17 protein-coding genes and 20 other annotated features are annotated in these 16,345 nt (G+C 52.8%); of the genes, 10 read left to right on the top strand and 7 right to left on the bottom strand.

Annotation, left to right across the window (positions count from 1 at the left end; genetic code table 11):
• Window positions 1-66 precede the first annotated feature (66 nt).
• From yjeQ to yjeP, 3 genes are all read left to right on the top strand, one after another.
• Window positions 67-1,143 carry a putative GTPase gene (gene yjeQ, locus STM4349; RefSeq protein NP_463213.3) on the top strand — a complete coding sequence of 359 codons (1,077 nt, stop codon included), beginning with the start codon at window positions 67-69 and terminating at the stop codon, window positions 1,141-1,143.
• A gap of 79 nt (window positions 1,144-1,222) precedes the next feature.
• Window positions 1,223-1,228 (top strand) — a ribosome-binding site (putative RBS for psd; RegulonDB:STMS1H004236).
• Window positions 1,223-2,203, top strand: a protein-coding gene (gene psd / locus STM4348; RefSeq protein NP_463212.1) for a phosphatidylserine decarboxylase. Within the gene, window positions 1,235-2,203 belong to an annotated coding region; the region does not span the whole gene. It overlaps the preceding feature by 6 nt.
• A gap of 6 nt (window positions 2,204-2,209) precedes the next feature.
• Window positions 2,210-2,215 (top strand) — a ribosome-binding site (putative RBS for yjeP; RegulonDB:STMS1H004235).
• The gene (gene yjeP, locus STM4347; RefSeq protein ID NP_463211.1) for a putative periplasmic binding protein occupies window positions 2,210-5,548 on the top strand. Within the gene, window positions 2,222-5,548 belong to an annotated coding region; the region does not span the whole gene. Its footprint overlaps the feature before it by 6 nt.
• A gap of 66 nt (window positions 5,549-5,614) precedes the next feature.
• Here the strand turns inward: yjeP and yjeO are convergent.
• From yjeO to yjeA, 3 genes are all read right to left on the bottom strand, one after another.
• Window positions 5,615-5,942 (bottom strand): putative inner membrane protein gene (yjeO, locus tag STM4346; RefSeq protein NP_463210.1). Within the gene, window positions 5,615-5,929 belong to an annotated coding region; the region does not span the whole gene.
• Window positions 5,937-5,942: a ribosome-binding site (putative RBS for yjeO; RegulonDB:STMS1H004234), on the bottom strand. (Overlaps the previous gene by 6 nt.)
• A gap of 38 nt (window positions 5,943-5,980) precedes the next feature.
• The gene (yjeM, locus tag STM4345) for a putative APC family amino-acid transport protein (RefSeq protein NP_463209.1) occupies window positions 5,981-7,496 on the bottom strand. Within the gene, window positions 5,981-7,483 belong to an annotated coding region; the region does not span the whole gene.
• Window positions 7,491-7,496: a ribosome-binding site (putative RBS for yjeM; RegulonDB:STMS1H004233), on the bottom strand. Its footprint overlaps the gene before it by 6 nt.
• A gap of 212 nt (window positions 7,497-7,708) precedes the next feature.
• Window positions 7,709-8,700 (bottom strand): lysyl-tRNA synthetase gene (gene yjeA, locus STM4344; protein NP_463208.1). Within the gene, window positions 7,709-8,686 belong to an annotated coding region; the region does not span the whole gene.
• Window positions 8,695-8,700: a ribosome-binding site (putative RBS for yjeA; RegulonDB:STMS1H004232), on the bottom strand. (Overlaps the previous gene by 6 nt.)
• A gap of 22 nt (window positions 8,701-8,722) precedes the next feature.
• Window positions 8,723-8,743 (top strand) — a protein binding site (putative binding site for NarL, RegulonDB: STMS1H000318).
• Window positions 8,744-8,860: 117 nt separating this feature from the next.
• Window positions 8,861-8,885: a protein binding site (putative binding site for FNR, RegulonDB: STMS1H000173), on the top strand.
• Window positions 8,870-8,878: a -35 signal (putative -35_signal for frdA; RegulonDB:STMLTH004669), on the top strand. (Overlaps the previous feature by 9 nt.)
• Here yjeA and frdA point away from each other — a divergent pair.
• The 5 genes from frdA (at window position 8,870) to blc (ending at window position 12,947) form a co-directional block, all read left to right on the top strand.
• Window positions 8,870-10,799 (top strand): fumarate reductase gene (gene frdA / locus STM4343; RefSeq protein ID NP_463207.1). Within the gene, window positions 9,009-10,799 belong to an annotated coding region; the region does not span the whole gene. Its footprint overlaps the feature before it by 9 nt.
• Window positions 8,889-8,897, top strand: a -10 signal (putative -10_signal for frdA; RegulonDB:STMLTH004669). (Overlaps the previous gene by 9 nt.)
• Window positions 8,909-8,929, top strand: a protein binding site (putative binding site for NarL, RegulonDB: STMS1H000310).
• Window positions 8,999-9,004, top strand: a ribosome-binding site (putative RBS for frdA; RegulonDB:STMS1H004231).
• Window positions 10,779-10,784 (top strand) — a ribosome-binding site (putative RBS for frdB; RegulonDB:STMS1H004230).
• The gene (frdB, locus tag STM4342) for a fumarate reductase (protein NP_463206.1) occupies window positions 10,779-11,526 on the top strand. Within the gene, window positions 10,792-11,526 belong to an annotated coding region; the region does not span the whole gene. The genes frdA and frdB overlap by 21 nt, the downstream gene beginning before the upstream one ends.
• Window positions 11,525-11,530, top strand: a ribosome-binding site (putative RBS for frdC; RegulonDB:STMS1H004229). (Overlaps the previous gene by 2 nt.)
• Window positions 11,525-11,932 (top strand): fumarate reductase gene (gene frdC, locus STM4341; protein ID NP_463205.1). Within the gene, window positions 11,537-11,932 belong to an annotated coding region; the region does not span the whole gene. It overlaps the preceding feature by 6 nt. The genes frdB and frdC overlap by 2 nt, the downstream gene beginning before the upstream one ends.
• Window positions 11,931-11,936: a ribosome-binding site (putative RBS for frdD; RegulonDB:STMS1H004228), on the top strand. It overlaps the preceding gene by 2 nt.
• The gene (frdD, locus tag STM4340) for a fumarate reductase (RefSeq protein ID NP_463204.1) occupies window positions 11,931-12,302 on the top strand. Within the gene, window positions 11,943-12,302 belong to an annotated coding region; the region does not span the whole gene. It overlaps the preceding feature by 6 nt. Before frdC ends, frdD begins: the two co-directional genes overlap by 2 nt.
• 98 nt (window positions 12,303-12,400) lie before the next feature.
• Window positions 12,401-12,406 (top strand) — a ribosome-binding site (putative RBS for blc; RegulonDB:STMS1H004227).
• The gene (blc, locus tag STM4339) for an outer membrane lipoprotein (RefSeq protein ID NP_463203.1) occupies window positions 12,401-12,947 on the top strand. Within the gene, window positions 12,414-12,947 belong to an annotated coding region; the region does not span the whole gene. Its footprint overlaps the feature before it by 6 nt.
• A gap of 16 nt (window positions 12,948-12,963) precedes the next feature.
• Here blc and sugE read toward each other — a convergent pair.
• Window positions 12,964-13,293 (bottom strand): putative DMT superfamily transport protein gene (gene sugE, locus STM4338; RefSeq protein ID NP_463202.1). Within the gene, window positions 12,964-13,281 belong to an annotated coding region; the region does not span the whole gene.
• Window positions 13,288-13,293, bottom strand: a ribosome-binding site (putative RBS for sugE; RegulonDB:STMS1H004226). Its footprint overlaps the gene before it by 6 nt.
• 240 nt (window positions 13,294-13,533) lie before the next feature.
• Window positions 13,534-13,539 (top strand) — a ribosome-binding site (putative RBS for ecnR; RegulonDB:STMS1H004225).
• Between sugE and ecnR the strand changes: the two genes are divergently transcribed.
• Window positions 13,534-14,125, top strand: a protein-coding gene (gene ecnR / locus STM4337) for a putative luxR family bacterial regulatory protein (protein ID NP_463201.1). Within the gene, window positions 13,538-14,125 belong to an annotated coding region; the region does not span the whole gene. It overlaps the preceding feature by 6 nt.
• A 30-nt stretch (window positions 14,126-14,155) precedes the next feature.
• On the opposite strand, the gene ecnB is transcribed toward ecnR, so the two are convergent.
• From ecnB to efp, 3 genes are all read right to left on the bottom strand, one after another.
• The gene (gene ecnB, locus STM4336) for a putative entericidin B precursor (protein ID NP_463200.1) occupies window positions 14,156-14,309 on the bottom strand. Within the gene, window positions 14,156-14,302 belong to an annotated coding region; the region does not span the whole gene.
• Window positions 14,304-14,309 (bottom strand) — a ribosome-binding site (putative RBS for ecnB; RegulonDB:STMS1H004224). It overlaps the preceding gene by 6 nt.
• A 100-nt stretch (window positions 14,310-14,409) precedes the next feature.
• A complete protein-coding gene (gene ecnA, locus STM4335; protein ID NP_463199.3) occupies window positions 14,410-14,586 on the bottom strand; it encodes a putative entericidin A precursor in 177 nt (58 codons plus the stop codon).
• Window positions 14,587-14,604: 18 nt separating this feature from the next.
• Window positions 14,605-15,180 (bottom strand): elongation factor P gene (gene efp, locus STM4334; protein NP_463198.1). Within the gene, window positions 14,605-15,171 belong to an annotated coding region; the region does not span the whole gene.
• Window positions 15,175-15,180: a ribosome-binding site (putative RBS for efp; RegulonDB:STMS1H004223), on the bottom strand. (Overlaps the previous gene by 6 nt.)
• A 12-nt stretch (window positions 15,181-15,192) precedes the next feature.
• Window positions 15,193-15,198 (top strand) — a ribosome-binding site (putative RBS for yjeK; RegulonDB:STMS1H004222).
• Here efp and yjeK point away from each other — a divergent pair.
• The gene (yjeK, locus tag STM4333) for a putative aminomutase (RefSeq protein NP_463197.1) occupies window positions 15,193-16,240 on the top strand. Within the gene, window positions 15,212-16,240 belong to an annotated coding region; the region does not span the whole gene. (Overlaps the previous feature by 6 nt.)
• Window positions 16,241-16,345: the final 105 nt, after the last annotated feature.

Raw genomic sequence — 16,345 nt, 5'->3', positions numbered from 1 at the left:
CAGAGGTCACATTCACTGTGACTATATTCATCTACAATTGCGTGTATCATAGATGTTTTGCCCACTATGGGCGACCAGGAGCCAGTACGATTGAGCAAAAATAAACTCTCCAAAGGCCAGCAGCGCCGTGTGAACGCCAATCACCAGCGTCGTTTAAAAACGTCCGCGGAGAAAGCCGACTACGATGACAACCTGTTTGGCGAGCCTGCAGAAGGTATCGTCATTAGCCGTTTTGGTATGCATGCCGATGTGGAGTCTGCTGACGGCGAGGTTCACCGTTGCAATATCCGCCGCACTATCCGTTCGCTGGTGACGGGCGATCGCGTCGTCTGGCGTCCGGGCAAAGCCGCCGCAGAGGGCGTCAACGTAAAAGGCATCGTTGAAGCGGTGCATGAGCGCACCTCGGTATTGACGCGCCCGGACTTCTACGACGGCGTGAAGCCTATTGCCGCCAACATTGACCAAATCGTTATCGTCTCCGCGATTTTGCCGGAGCTGTCGCTGAATATCATCGATCGCTATCTGGTCGGCTGTGAAACCCTACAGGTTGAGCCGCTTATCGTACTCAATAAAATTGATCTGCTGGACGACGAAGGTATGGACTTCGTTAATGAGCAGATGGATATCTACCGCAATATCGGCTATCGCGTGCTGATGGTCTCCAGCCATACGCAGGATGGTCTGAAACCGCTGGAAGAGGCGTTAACCGGTCGCATCAGTATTTTTGCTGGGCAGTCCGGCGTCGGAAAATCCAGTCTGCTAAACGCTCTGCTCGGCTTACAGAACGAGATTCTGACGAACGATGTGTCGAATGTCTCCGGTCTGGGTCAACATACCACTACCGCTGCTCGTCTGTATCATTTCCCGCATGGCGGCGATGTCATTGATTCCCCCGGCGTGCGCGAGTTCGGCTTATGGCATCTGGAGCCGGAACAAATCACCCAGGGCTTTGTCGAATTTCATGACTATTTGGGACATTGCAAATACCGGGACTGCAAGCATGACGCCGATCCAGGCTGCGCCATTCGCGAAGCGGTAGAGAACGGCGCTATTGCGGAAACCCGTTTCGAAAATTATCACCGAATTCTTGAAAGTATGGCGCAGGTAAAAACGCGTAAAAACTTTTCTGATACGGACGACTGACAGATACGCTAGGCGTCGTTAGAATCGTCCCCTTTTTTCAGGATACCGGTATAACTGCCGGTTCAGGAACAACAATGGCCTGGAGGCTACCTTGTTAAACTCATTTAAACTTTCGCTACAATACATTCTGCCGAAACTATGGCTCACTCGCCTGGCGGGCTGGGGCGCAAGCAAACGAGCAGGATGGCTGACAAAACTGGTTATCGATCTCTTCGTAAAGTATTACAAAGTCGATATGACCGAGGCGCAAAAACCGGATACCGCCAGCTATCGTACGTTCAATGATTTCTTTGTTCGTCCGCTGCGTGATGACGTGCGTCCGCTCAATACCGATCCTAACATCCTGGTGATGCCTGCCGACGGCGTGATAAGCCAGTTGGGTCGTATCGAAGAAGATAAAATTTTGCAGGCCAAAGGCCATAATTACAGCCTTGAGGCGTTGCTGGCGGGTAACTACCTGATGGCGGATAAGTTCCGCAACGGCACGTTTGTGACCACTTACCTCTCCCCTCGCGACTACCATCGCGTGCATATGCCATGCAACGGCATCCTGCGTGAAATGATCTACGTACCGGGCGATCTGTTCTCCGTTAACCATCTGACCGCGCAAAACGTCCCCAACCTGTTTGCCCGCAACGAGCGCGTTATCTGCCTGTTTGATACCGAGTTCGGCCCTATGGCGCAGATTCTGGTCGGCGCAACTATTGTCGGCAGTATCGAAACCGTCTGGGCGGGGACCATTACCCCGCCGCGCGAAGGCATCATCAAGCGCTGGACCTGGCCAGAAGGCGAACATGAAGGGTCTGTCGCCCTGTTGAAAGGCCAGGAGATGGGACGCTTTAAACTGGGTTCCACGGTCATCAACTTATTTGCGCCGGGAAAAGTGAATCTGATCGCGTCGCTGGCAAGCCTGTCCGTTACCAAAATTGGCCAACCGCTGGCGACGTCGACCGAAACATTCGTCGCGCCGGAGGTAGAACCTGCTCCGCTGCCGGCAGAAGAAATTAAAGCCGAACACGACGCCAGCCCGCTGGTTGACAATAAAAAAGACGACACCTAATCAAGAGAGAATGCTGACGTGCGCCTGATTATCGCTTTTCTGATGGCCTGGTGCCTCAGCACGGGGGCGTTCGCCGCAACGGCCCCCGACGCCAAACAAATCACGCAGGAACTGGAGCAGGCAAAAGCGGCGAAGCCCGCTCAGCCGGAAGCCGTTGAGGCGCTCCAGACTGCGTTAAACGCGCTTGAAGAGCGAAAAGGCTCGCTTGAGCGCGCGAAACAATATCAACACGTTATTGATAATTTCCCTAAGCTATCCGCCACCTTGCGCGCCCAGTTGAATAATCTGCGCGATGAACCTCGCAGCGTACCGCCAGAGATGTCCACCGAAGCGTTAAATCAGGAGATCTTGCAGGTTAGCAGCCAGCTACTAGATAAAACCCGCGAGGCGCAACAGGAGCAGGAGCGCGTCAGGGAGATCGCCGACTCGCTCAGCCAGCTTCCCCAACAGCAAAACGACGCCCGCCGCCAGCTTAATGAGATTGAGCGACGACTCGGCGCCGCAGGCGGAAGTGCCGCGCTTAGCCAGGCGCAAAGTCTCAGTATGCAGGCGGAGTCCGCCAAACTAAAAGCGTTAGTCGACGAACTGGAGTTGGCGCAACTGTCCGCCAACAACCGGCAGGAACTGGCTCGTCTGCGTTCCGAGCTGGCGGAAAAACAGAGTCAGCAATTGGATGCGTATCTTCAGGCGCTGCGCAATCAGCTCAACAGCCTGCGTCAACGTGAAGCGGAACGCGCGCTGGAAAGTACTGAGCTGCTGGCGGAAAACAGCGCCGGTTTGCCGGAAGGCATCGTCGAACAATTTAAAGTCAACCGCGAGCTGTCACAGGCGCTTAATCAACAAGCGCAGCGGATGGATCTGGTCGCCTCGCAGCAGCGACAGGCCACCAGCCAAACGTTACAGGTGCGTCAGGCGCTCAATACGCTGCGGGAGCAGTCGCAATGGCTTGGCGTGTCCAACATGCTTGGCGAAGCGCTGCGCGCGCAGGTCGCCCGTCTGCCAGAGATGCCTAAGCCGCAGCAGCTTGATACGGAAATGGCGCAGCTACGCGTCCACCGTATGCGCTATGAAGAGTTACTCAATAAGCAGCCGCAGCTACGGCAAATACGTCAGGCCAATGGACAGCCGCTGACCGCCGAGCAAAACCAGATTCTTGACGCCCAGCTTCGCACTCAGCGCGAGCTGCTCAACTCGTTGTTACAGGGCGGCGACACGCTGATCCTGGAGCTGACCAAACTGAAAGTCTCCAACAGCCAACTGGAGGATGCGCTTAAAGAGGTTAATGAAGCGACCCACCGTTATCTGTTCTGGACCGCTGACGTTAGCCCGCTATCGCTCTCCTGGCCTGTTGATTTGGTTCAGGATTTACGTCGGCTTATCTCATTAGATACGTTTAATCAGTTAGGTAAAGCCAGCATCATGATGCTGACCAGCAAAGAGACGCTACTGCCGTTATTCGGCGCGCTGGCGCTGGTCGGGTTTAGCCTCTATTCACGTCAACACTTCAACCGGTTCCTTGAACGCTCGGCCTCGCGCGTCGGGAAAGTCACCCAGGATCACTTCTCGCTGACGCTGCGAACGGTGTTCTGGTCGATTCTGGTCGCCTCGCCGCTGCCCGTCTTGTGGGCGACGCTCGGCTATGGTCTACAGGAAGCCTGGCCGTATCCGCTGGCCGTCGCCATCGGCGATGGCGTGACGGCGACAGTACCGCTGTTGTGGGTAGTCATGATTTGCGCCGCTTTTGCCCGCCCTAATGGTCTGTTTGTGGCGCATTTCGGCTGGCCGCGAAACCGGGTAGCGAAAGCGATGCGCTACTACCTGATGAGCATTGGGCTGATCGTGCCGCTCATTATGGCAGTGATCATGTTTGATAATCTTAACGATCGGGAGTTTTCCGGCTCGTTGGGCCGCCTTTGCTTCATCCTGATATGCGGCGCGCTGGCGCTGGTCACGCTGAGTCTGAAAAAAGCGGGCATTCCGCTCTATCTTGATAAAGAAGGCAACGGCGACAACATGGTCAACAGCCTGCTGTGGAATATGTTGATGGGCGCGCCGCTTATCGCGATTCTGGCGGCGGCGGTGGGTTATCTGGCCACAGCGCAGGCGCTACTGGCGAGACTGGAAACCTCGGTCGCCATCTGGTTCCTGTTGCTGGTTATTTATCATGTCATTCGCCGCTGGATGCTGATCCAACGACGCCGACTGGCTTTTGACCGCGCCAAACATCGTCGGGCGGAAATGCTGGCGCAGCGCGCGCGCGGCGAAGAAGAACCGGCGCACTCCTCCAGCCTGGAAGGCGCGGTCGACATCGATGAAAGTGAAATCGATCTTGACGCTATTAGCGCCCAGTCGCTGCGTCTGGTCCGCTCAATTCTGATGCTTATCGCCCTGCTATCGGTAATTGTACTGTGGTCGGAAATCCACTCGGCATTCGGCTTCCTGGAGAATATTTCGCTGTGGGATGTCACCTCTACGGTGCAAGGCGTGGAAAGCCTGGAGCCAATTACTCTGGGGGCGGTGCTCATTGCGATTCTGGTCTTTATCATCACCACGCAGTTGGTGCGTAATCTGCCTGCGCTGCTGGAACTGGCGTTATTACAGCATCTCGATTTAACGCCTGGTACCGGTTACGCCATCACGACCATCACCAAATATCTGTTAATGCTGATTGGCGGGCTGGTCGGTTTCTCGATGATCGGCATTGAGTGGTCGAAGCTACAATGGCTGGTGGCCGCGCTCGGCGTTGGGCTTGGTTTTGGCCTGCAAGAAATTTTCGCTAACTTTATCTCCGGCCTGATTATTTTGTTTGAAAAGCCGATTCGTATCGGCGATACGGTGACCATTCGCGATCTCACCGGCAGCGTGACCAAAATCAATACCCGCGCCACCACTATCAGTGACTGGGATCGTAAAGAGATTATCGTGCCGAATAAAGCCTTTATCACCGAACAGTTTATCAACTGGTCGCTGTCTGACTCCGTTACGCGCGTGGTGTTAACCATCCCGGCGCCAGCGGATGCCAATAGCGAAGAGGTGACGCAAATTCTGCTGACGGCGGCGCAGCGCTGTTCTTTGGTGCTTGATAACCCGCCGCCTGAAATCTTTCTGGTGGATCTCCAGCAGGGTATTCAGATTTTCGAACTGCGTATCTATGCCGCGGAAATGGGACACCGTATGCCATTACGCCATGAGATCCACCAATTGATTCTGGCTGGCTTCCGCGAACACGGTATTGATATGCCGTTCCCGCCGTTCCAGATGCGTCTGGAGAGCCTCGGCGGTAAACAAACGGGGAGAACGTTAACGTCAGCGGGTAAAACCAGCCGCCCGGCGGGGAGTTTGTAAACGCAATGGCGCCGGATGACGCTAAAAGACTCGATGACATAGGCTTATCAGGTCTTTTAGCATAGATCACACACAAAACTGATAGCGCAGGAAGAATTGCCAGGACCAGTAAGCAAATATCACCAACGCGACACAGTACAAAAACCAACTACGTATTTTCTTATACACAGTAACGTAAAAAAATGGGAAAAACAGGGGCAGCGTCATCATCGCGCCAAAACTTCTGGAATCATCATTTTCGACAGTTCTCATCACATCACAAATGTTGGTTATCCCACTCTCGCCAATCATCCACTCTTTATCCAGGACTGAAAATACAGCGATGAGTGGGATAGCCAGTAAAATCCAGATAGCGCACAACGCAAACATTTTCGGACTCATTATAAATATCCTTTTCATAAAGCCGATGAGCTAACGCTATCCGGACAAAGATTACTCCGCCGCCCACTCCGGATCGGCGCTCATGCGGCTACTGTAATTCTGATAAATCGCCATCGCCAGCAGCGAGAAGAAGATCGGGCCGCCGATCATCCACAAGGCGCTGTCCCAGTCCCCAGCTTCAATCACTGGCTGGATGATGGTAAAGACGTTGGCAAACGTCACCACCAGCACCACAACACCCGTCGCGACCAGGGTAGAGGCTTTGGTTTTAAAGAGAACAAATGGCCGCTCCAGATCCTGACGCGCTTTAAAGAAGGGAAATGCCAGCGCAAGGAACAGGTATGGCAAGGTCATTGAGACGTTCGCCATCAGCGTGAGTTTGTTATAAAACGCCGATGCGGTGTCACCGCCAAAAGAGACCAGCAAAATAAACAGACTCACCAGCACGCACTGTAGCCACATAGCGGTCGCCGGCATACCGTTAGCGTTCAGTGTCGTCATCGGCGCGGGCCACAACGCTTTTGGCGTCCCCTGAATAATGGCTTTCAGCGGTGAATAGCTCAACGTAAAAAACGCGCCGGTATAAGCCAGAAACATAGAAAGGCCGGTGATACGCGCAAACCAGACGCCCACCGTCATCGCTGCTTCCGGAGAAAGGTTTAACGCGTTACCTAATGTCGTGCCTAAACTCGACATCAGAATGTAGGTGATATTCCCTAAGTTAACGGCGCTATTACTTAATATCTGTTGCCAGTTAGTGCTGACGCCCCATAAAAAGATCGCCAAAGAATAACCAATTGAAATCACAATAGCCGCGAAAACAATACCTTTCGCAAAATTCTTTTCCGGTTTCTCGGTTTTATCCACCAGTCCGCCGACAGCCTCAATACCGCCGTACGCAAAAATAGCAAATACCACAAATGACAACATTGCCAGGCCGGAGTGATAACCCGGATTCGGTGACGAGGTAAAATTAATTTCTTGTGCAAAATGCCCACCATTTAATAACAAAATAGCGACACTCACTAACAATAAAACTAAATTAAGACACATTACGGCAATACCTCCGACCGCCGTAATTCGCGCAATTTTATTGATCCCTCTGGCGGCGACACACGTCACCAGAATCATCCAGCCGACGGCGAGCAGCCCGACAACCTGCGTAGGCTCAAGCCCTGCAATACGCCAGTGCTGCGTCATATCGGCGCCAAAAACAAAAGTAGAAAACGGTACCCAAATTTTTGCCGCCGTACTTACCATCCATATGACATACGATGAAAACCACATAAACGTGCCAATAAACGCGTAACGTGGCCCCACGCTATTATTCATCCACGAATAGATCCCGCCCTCTTCTTTGCGATAAGCGGAACCCATTTCAGCCATCATTAAGGCGAATGGAATAAAAAACAGCAAGGCAGAAAATATATACCATGGGATTGCGCTATACCCCATTAAATAAAACGCCGACGGGCTATTCGCAAAACCAAAAACAGAAGTAAAAATCATCAGGATAAGCCCAATAAGGCTCATCTTTTTTATCGTGTGGGTCATTCAACCATCCCTTACGCTCGAGCGCGTTTGCCAGACGCCGCTCACCGATTGACGCCGCCTTCTTTTTTACGAAGGTCAGCGATAAAAAAATCAACACAGGATTGATACCTAAATGGCATCAAAGTTCCAGCCTTATGTTGTGGCAAACAGAGGATAATTGAAAAAATATGCTACAAAATGGCGCTTATTGCGCCATTTTATCTCGCGAAAGAGTGAATTTCAGATTTACGCCCGATCGACCGTAAAAGCAATCACGTCCGCCAGGCTTTCTGCTCCCAGCGCCAGCATCACCAGACGATCAACACCCAGCGCCACGCCGGAACAATCCGGTAGACCGGCGGCCAGCGCATCCAGTAGATTTTGGTCAATCGGCTGCTGCGGCAGACCGCGAGCGGCGCGCTTACGATTGTCCTGTTCAAAGCGCTGTTGTTGCTCACGTGCGTCCGTCAGTTCGTGGAAACCATTCGCCAGCTCAATACCTTTGTAGTACACCTCAAAGCGCTCGGCGACGCGATGATCCTCGGTACTGATTTGTGCCAGCGATGCCTGACTTGCCGGAAAGTGATAAATAAAGGTCGGCTTTTCTTTACCTATATGCGGCTCAACCCCCATCGTGAACAACAGTTGCAGCAACGTATCACGGTCTTCTTCCGTATCGGCGATATTGCTTAAATCAAGCTTTGCCGCCGCCTCACGCAGTTGCGTTTTATCTGCTGATAACGGGTCAATCTCCAGATGGCGCTGAAACGCCTGTTGATAGGAGAGACTTTCCGCAGGTTGACAATCCAGCACTTGCTGAAGCAAATCATCCACTTCATTCATCAGGCGGTACATATCGTAATGCGGGCGATACCACTCCAGCATAGTGAATTCCGGATTATGATGTCGTCCCATCTCTTCATTACGGAAACTGCGGCATAGCTGGAAAACCGGGCCGCACCCTGCCGCCAGCAGGCGTTTCATATGGTATTCCGGACTGGTCATTAAATAGAGGTTGATCCCCTGGGAATGGCCAGGTCCGACGAAACGCGTTTCGAACGGGAACAGATGAATGTCTGTGACCGTCGCCTGACTCATGCAGGGCGTCTCAACCTCAAGCACTCCACGATCGGCAAAGAAACGACGGATTTCCGCCATAATCGCCGCACGTTTTAATAAATTGGGGATGGACGCGCTCGGCTGCCAGGTTGCCGTTTCGCTCATGATTCTTTCTCCAGTTTAAGACAAGGTCACGAAGTCTACTCGCAACGCGCGGGCGAAACAAATTTTGCGCAGGCGTATCGGGCGCCTTCTGGAGGGTAAAAAAAGTGATTTCAGATGGTTTAGTAATTAAATTAATCAAAATCAATGATAATTCATCCCTCTGATACGCTAAAAAAATCGAACACGTCAAATTTCCCTCACATCCCTGAGACTATACTGTTGTACCCATAAAGGAGCAGTGGAAACGCATTCATACTTCGCAGAACCCAGAGGCTTTATCTGGCTGCGCGAGGGTGAAATTACAATAATCTGGAGGAATGTCGTGCAAACCTTTCAAGCCGATCTTGCCATTATAGGCGCCGGTGGCGCGGGATTACGTGCTGCAATTGCTGCCGCACAGGCGAATCCCAATGCTAAAATCGCACTGATCTCAAAAGTGTACCCGATGCGCAGCCACACCGTCGCTGCCGAAGGGGGTTCAGCCGCTGTCGCCCAGGATCATGACAGCTTTGACTACCATTTTCACGATACGGTAGCAGGCGGAGACTGGCTGTGTGAGCAGGATGTCGTGGATTACTTTGTCCACCATTGTCCCACTGAGATGACGCAGCTGGAGCAATGGGGCTGCCCGTGGAGCCGCCGTCCGGACGGTAGCGTTAACGTGCGTCGCTTCGGTGGTATGAAAATCGAGCGTACCTGGTTCGCCGCGGATAAAACCGGCTTCCATATGCTGCATACCCTGTTCCAGACTTCCCTGCAGTTCCCACAAATCCAGCGCTTTGACGAACATTTCGTGCTGGATATTCTGGTTGATGACAACCATGCGCGCGGCCTGGTGGCAATGAACATGATGGAAGGCACGCTGGTGCAAATCCGTGCCAACGCCGTGGTCATGGCGACAGGCGGCGCAGGCCGCGTATACCGCTATAACACCAACGGCGGCATCGTCACCGGCGACGGGATGGGCATGGCGCTGAGCCATGGCGTTCCGCTGCGTGATATGGAATTCGTTCAGTATCACCCGACCGGCCTGCCAGGTTCCGGTATCCTGATGACTGAAGGTTGCCGCGGCGAAGGCGGTATTCTGGTCAATAAAAATGGCTATCGTTACCTGCAAGACTACGGCATGGGCCCCGAAACGCCGCTGGGCGAGCCGAAAAACAAATATATGGAACTGGGGCCACGTGACAAAGTATCCCAGGCTTTCTGGCACGAATGGCGTAAAGGCAACACCATCTCCACGCCGCGCGGCGATGTGGTTCACCTCGACCTGCGTCATCTCGGCGAGAAGAAACTGCATGAACGTCTGCCGTTCATTTGCGAACTGGCGAAAGCCTATGTCGGCGTCGATCCGGTTAAAGAACCGATTCCAGTACGTCCGACCGCGCACTACACCATGGGCGGCATTGAAACCGACCAGAACTGTGAAAGCCGTGTCAAAGGGCTGTTTGCCGTTGGCGAATGCTCCTCTGTTGGCCTGCATGGCGCGAACCGCCTCGGTTCCAACTCACTGGCGGAACTGGTGGTGTTTGGTCGTCTGGCTGGCGAACAAGCAATGGAACGCGCTGCTACGGCAGGCGCCGCAAATAGCGCCGCGCTCGACGCCCAGGTTGCCGATATTGAACAGCGTCTGAAAAATCTGGTGAACCAGGAAGGCAACGAAAACTGGTCGAAGATCCGCGATGAGATGGGTCTGTCTATGGAAGAAGGTTGCGGTATTTACCGTACCCCGGAACTGATGCAGAAAACCGTTGATAAACTGGCCGAGCTTCAGGAACGTTTCAAGCGCGTACGTATCTCCGATACCTCCAGCGTGTTCAACACTGACCTGCTGTATACCATCGAACTGGGTCATGGTCTGAACGTGGCGGAATGTATGGCGCACTCTGCGCTGGCGCGTAAAGAGTCCCGCGGCGCGCATCAGCGTCTGGATGAAGGCTGTACCGAGCGCGACGATGTGAACTTCCTCAAGCACACCCTCGCCTTCCGCGATGCTGATGGCACGACCCGTCTGGAATACAGCGACGTGAAAATCACCACCCTGCCGCCAGCCAAACGTGTTTACGGCGGTGAAGCGGAAGCAGCCGATAAGAAGGAGAAGGCGAATGGCTGAGATGAAAAACCTGAAAGTTGAGGTGGTGCGCTATAACCCGGAAACCGATACCGCGCCGCACAGTGCTTTCTATGAAGTTCCTTATGATGAAACAACATCGCTACTGGACGCGTTGGGCTACATCAAAGATAACCTGTCGCCAGACCTGAGCTACCGCTGGTCCTGCCGTATGGCGATCTGCGGCTCCTGCGGCATGATGGTCAACAACGTCCCTAAACTGGCGTGTAAAACCTTCCTGCGCGATTACACCAACGGTATGAAGGTGGAAGCGCTGGCGAACTTCCCGATTGAACGCGATCTGGTTGTCGATATGACGCACTTTATCGAAAGCCTGGAAGCGATCAAACCGTACATTATTGGCAACTCTCGCACGCCAGATCAGGGGCCGAATGTCCAGACCCCGGCGCAAATGGCGAAGTATCACCAGTTCTCCGGTTGCATCAACTGTGGTCTGTGCTACGCCGCGTGCCCGCAGTTCGGTCTGAATCCTGAATTTATCGGACCGGCTGCGATTACGCTGGCGCATCGCTATAACGAAGATAGCCGCGATCACGGTAAGAAGGAGCGTATGGCGCAGTTGAACAGTCCGAACGGCGTATGGACCTGTACTTTCGTGGGCTACTGCTCCGAAGTCTGTCCAAAACATGTCGATCCGGCTGCGGCCATTCAGCAGGGTAAAGTGGAAAGCTCGAAAGACTTTCTTATCGCCACCCTGAAACCACGCTAAGGAGTGCAACATGACGACTAAACGCAAACCCTATGTGCGGCCGATGACGTCCACCTGGTGGAAAAAACTGCCGTTTTATCGCTTTTATATGCTGCGCGAAGGCACAGCGGTGCCGGCAGTCTGGTTCAGTATTGAACTGATTTTCGGTCTGTTTGCGCTCAAACACGGCGCGGAATCCTGGATGGGATTCGTCGGCTTTTTACAAAACCCGGTGGTGGTGATCTTAAACCTGATCACCCTGGCGGCCGCGCTGCTGCACACCAAAACCTGGTTTGAACTGGCGCCGAAGGCGGCCAATATCATTGTAAAAGACGAAAAAATGGGGCCAGAGCCAATCATCAAAGGGCTTTGGGTGGTCACTGCGGTAGTCACCGTAGTCATTCTGTATGTTGCCCTGTTCTGGTAAGGAGTCCCGGATGATTAATCCAAACCCAAAACGTTCTGATGAACCCGTATTCTGGGGACTGTTTGGCGCAGGCGGTATGTGGGGCGCGATCATCGCGCCGGTGATCGTGCTACTGGTTGGCATCATGCTGCCGCTGGGGCTATTTCCGGGCGATGCCCTGAGTTTTGAGCGCGTACTGACGTTCGCCCAAAGCTTCATTGGTCGCGTTTTTCTGTTCCTGATGATCGTGCTGCCGCTATGGTGTGGCCTACACCGTATGCACCACGCGATGCATGACCTGAAAATCCACGTGCCCGCGGGCAAATGGGTCTTCTACGGTCTGGCGGCAATCCTGACCGTTGTGACGGCGATTGGCGTTATCACTCTCTAAGTTGCCACGACGCCCTCTTATCTACCCGATAAGAGGGCATTTTTTCTTTTCCTGCCTCTCATTTTCCCGCCAGGTTCTACACTTAGAAAAAACACTGGAAGGAAAAACGCTATGCGCTTGCTGCCCGTCGTTGCTGCGGTTACTGCGGCATTTTTGGTTGTCGCCTGTAGTTCGCCTACCCCGCCTAAAGGCGTTACCGTGGTAAATAACTTTGATGCCAAACGTTACCTCGGCACCTGGTATGAGATCGCACGCCTCGATCATCGATTTGAACGTGGACTGGAACAAGTCACGGCCACCTATAGTCTGCGTGACGATGGCGGGATTAATGTCATCAATAAAGGCTATAACCCGGATCGGGAAATGTGGCAAAAAACAGAAGGCAAAGCGTATTTTACCGGTAGTCCAAACCGCGCCGCGCTCAAGGTCTCTTTTTTCGGCCCGTTCTACGGCGGCTATAACGTGATTGCGCTTGACCGGGAATACCGTCATGCGCTGGTGTGCGGCCCGGATCGCGACTATCTGTGGATACTCTCTCGCACGCCAACGCTTTCTGAGGAAATAAAACAGCAAATGCTGGCCGTCGCGACCCGGGAGGGGTTTGACGTCAATAAATTAATTTGGGTAAAACAATCAGGTTCGTAGCAATATCAGCGACGAATTAATGCGCACTGAGTTTTAGCCCAATGATACCCGCGACGATCAAGCCAAGACTGAGCAAACGCGCCGGTGAGGCAGACTCGCCCAGCAGAAGGATACCGGTGATTGCCGCCCCAACGGCGCCGATGCCGGTCCAGATGGCGTACGCCGTTCCAACAGGCAGCGTTTTCATTGCCCAGGAAAGTAACGCCATACTGATAACCATGGCCGTAATGGTGATAATACTGGGGGTCAGACGAGAAAAACCGTGGGTATACTTCAGGCCGACAGCCCATACCACTTCAAGTAAACCAGCGATTAATAGAATGATCCAGGACATAGCAGGCTCCAGATAATTAATGGGGCCGTCCCCGGTGAGAATAGCGTTTACAGGTCGTCCTGTAACGTATACGGATGAAAAGCCATTCTTGCCTGAGAGAAAATGAATTTCAACCTTTTTATTTTTTTCCGTCTAAAGGCGGGAATTGGCCCTTTTAAGCCGCGTAGTTTTCGCATTTAGCGCCCACAGGAGTTCTCTATGATGGAACGCCTTCTGGGAAAGAAAGTGCTTTATCTACTTCCGGGTGCAAAAAACTATGTTGAAAATTTTAGTGATAGACCGATGCCACTTTACCCGTACGGGCATGGAGGCCTGGCTTAATCACACTGATGTGCTCAGTTCTTCACTGCTGGTATCCGGGATGAATAACCTTATACTGGCGAAAGAACATATTCTGCAATGGAAGCCCCACCTGGTTATCGCTGATTTATATGGTTTTCTCAACGATGCCTTACCCGAACAGCCTATCAATGCATTTTTTGCCGCCTGCAGGATGACGCCGTTGGTATTATTACAGTCAGGGAATATGCCGTACAGACCGCAATATGCCAGTCATGCGGTGTTATCTAAACACACGCCTTTACATGAGCTTGCACAACGAATTAAAGGAGCGCTACATACTCATCCACTGCAGGAAGCGCCGGAAAGCGCCACGCCATTGCTCTCTCCGCAGGAGGAAAAAGTGCTCGCGATGTGGACGGAAGGCACCAGCAATAAAGAGATTGCGTATGCGCTTGGCATTCACGGGAAAACGGTTTACACCTATAAACGTAATATCCGTATGAAACTTCATATGGATAACCGGTATTCTCCCTTTCTTATGCTTCCGGAGAAAATCGATTAACGGTACGACGCCATGCCGTACCGTTGATGATTACTGCTGAGCTCTGGTTGCAGCGCCAGAGATCGCACTACCACCGTCCGAGATGTCCTCGCCCACGCCGCGCGTGGTATTACAAGCAGTTAATACAGTGGAAAGTACCAAAACAGAAAAGATCGCTGCAATTGTCTTTTTAACCATAATGTCTTCCTTTTCTAGCCAATGTTGTTTGTGTATAGCAACTTAATAATAGACAACATCCCAGAAAATGATGGGCGATCGACTAATTTTAGGAAGACGAGAAGCGATTAGCTGGCTGCACGGGAGATGGCGTGGCCGAGATGCTGAATATCTTCGCCGAAGCCGCGGGCGGTATTACATGCCGTTAATAATGTGCTGGTAAGAAGAACCAGCGCGACAAGACCGATAAAGCGTTTCATCATTGAGGCGCGAAAAATAGGATGGCGCAGCATACGCTGCACCATTTTTCCCGATAACGTAAATTATTTTACGCGGGATACGTATTCGCCGGAACGGGTATCGACTTTGATCACTTCGCCAATCTGCACGAACAGCGGAACTTTAACCACTGCGCCAGTAGACAGCGTGGCTGGTTTGCCGCCAGTACCTGCGGTATCGCCCTTCAGACCTGGGTCGGTATCAACAATTTCCAGTTCAACAAAGTTCGGCGGAGTGACAGAGATAGGCTGACCGTTCCACAGGGTCACGATGCATTCCGCCTGATCCAACAGCCATTTTGCGTTGTCGCCGATAGCCTTGGCATCTGCAGACAGCTGCTCGAAGGTTTCGTTGTTCATGAAATGCCAGAACTCACCGTCGTTGTACAGGTAAGTCAGGTTCATATCGACTACATCCGCGCCTTCTGCGGAATCGGTCGATTTGAAGGTTTTCTCAACGCGCGTGCCGGTCAGCAGACGGCGCAGCTTAACGCGGGCAAACGCCTGGCCTTTACCCGGTTTCACGAATTCACTGGATTCAACCGCATAAGGTTCGCCATCCAACATGATTTTAAGACCGGAACGAAAATCGTTGCTATAGTAAGTCGCCATAAGGCCCTCTGAAATTGTTAACTGGTAGCTAAGCCACAAAATGGCGCATATTGTAACCCTAAATACCCCATTGCGAGAAGATTGGTTAGCGCAACTTGCCGATGTTGTGACCAATCCCGACGAACTGCTGCATCTTTTACAGATTGAAGCTGATGAAAACCTCCGGGCAGGACAGGACGCCAGGCGCTTGTTTGCCCTCCGCGTGCCGCGCGCTTTTATTGCGCGCATGGAGAAGGGCAACCCTGACGATCCTCTTTTACGTCAAGTGCTGACGTCCCGGGATGAATTTATTGTCGCCCCCGGTTTCTCCACCGACCCGCTGGAAGAGCAACACAGCGTGGTGCCAGGATTATTGCATAAATACCAAAACCGGGCGCTATTGCTGGTAAAAGGCGGATGTGCGGTAAATTGCCGCTACTGTTTCCGTCGTCACTTCCCGTATGCAGAGAATCAAGGCAATAAGCGCAACTGGACAGTCGCGCTGGAGTATATCGCCGCACACCCGGAACTGGATGAGATCATCTTTTCCGGCGGCGATCCGCTGATGGCGAAAGATCATGAGCTGGACTGGCTGCTCACGCAACTGGAAGCCATTAAGCACGTCAAGCGGCTACGCATCCACAGTCGGTTGCCTATCGTCATCCCGGCACGCATTACTGACGAACTGGTCGCCCGCTTTGACCAGTCACGTCTGCAAATTTTGTTGGTGAACCATATCAACCACGCTAATGAAGTGGACGAGGCGTTCGGCCTGGCGATGAAGAAACTGCGCCACGTGGGCGTCACGCTTCTCAACCAGAGCGTCCTGCTGCGTGGCGTGAATGATAACGCGCGAACGCTGGCGAATCTGAGCAACGCGCTATTTGACGCCGGCGTGATGCCCTATTACCTGCATGTGCTGGATAAAGTGCAGGGCGCCGCGCATTTTATGGTCACCGATGACGAAGCCCGGCAAATCATGCGCGAACTGCTCACGCTGGTATCCGGCTATATGGTGCCAAGACTGGCGCGTGAAATCGGCGGCGAACCGAGCAAAACACCGCTGGATTTACAGCTTCGGCAGTGCTAATCCTCGCGGGCGCGTCAGGGACGACGAAAAATATTACCGCGCAATATTACGAGGAGACTCCCCCGCGATTCTCCTCACCCTTTGGCGAGGATAAACTAACCTTCG

Origin of the sequence: Salmonella enterica subsp. enterica serovar Typhimurium str. LT2 (assembly GCF_000006945.2) — a bacterium.
GTDB lineage: Bacteria > Pseudomonadota > Gammaproteobacteria > Enterobacterales > Enterobacteriaceae > Salmonella > Salmonella enterica.
Note: the sequence above shows the minus strand (reverse complement) of the source record. Positions and strands in the feature narration are given on the sequence as shown.

Coding starts and splice junctions, on each gene's coding strand:
- yjeM (NP_463209.1), bottom strand. CDS start 7,483: ATGACCCACACGATAAAAAAGATGAGCCTTATTGGGCTTATCCTGATG.
- frdD (NP_463204.1), top strand. CDS start 11,943: ATGATTAATCCAAACCCAAAACGTTCTGATGAACCCGTATTCTGGGGA.
- ecnB (NP_463200.1), bottom strand. CDS start 14,302: ATGGTTAAAAAGACAATTGCAGCGATCTTTTCTGTTTTGGTACTTTCC.
- yjeQ (NP_463213.3), top strand. CDS start 67: ATGGGCGACCAGGAGCCAGTACGATTGAGCAAAAATAAACTCTCCAAA.
- frdB (NP_463206.1), top strand. CDS start 10,792: ATGGCTGAGATGAAAAACCTGAAAGTTGAGGTGGTGCGCTATAACCCG.
- frdC (NP_463205.1), top strand. CDS start 11,537: ATGACGACTAAACGCAAACCCTATGTGCGGCCGATGACGTCCACCTGG.
- yjeA (NP_463208.1), bottom strand. CDS start 8,686: ATGAGCGAAACGGCAACCTGGCAGCCGAGCGCGTCCATCCCCAATTTA.
- yjeO (NP_463210.1), bottom strand. CDS start 5,929: ATGAGTCCGAAAATGTTTGCGTTGTGCGCTATCTGGATTTTACTGGCT.
- efp (NP_463198.1), bottom strand. CDS start 15,171: ATGGCGACTTACTATAGCAACGATTTTCGTTCCGGTCTTAAAATCATG.
- sugE (NP_463202.1), bottom strand. CDS start 13,281: ATGTCCTGGATCATTCTATTAATCGCTGGTTTACTTGAAGTGGTATGG.
- blc (NP_463203.1), top strand. CDS start 12,414: ATGCGCTTGCTGCCCGTCGTTGCTGCGGTTACTGCGGCATTTTTGGTT.
- ecnA (NP_463199.3), bottom strand. CDS start 14,586: ATGGTGCAGCGTATGCTGCGCCATCCTATTTTTCGCGCCTCAATGATG.
- yjeK (NP_463197.1), top strand. CDS start 15,212: ATGGCGCATATTGTAACCCTAAATACCCCATTGCGAGAAGATTGGTTA.
- ecnR (NP_463201.1), top strand. CDS start 13,538: ATGTTGAAAATTTTAGTGATAGACCGATGCCACTTTACCCGTACGGGC.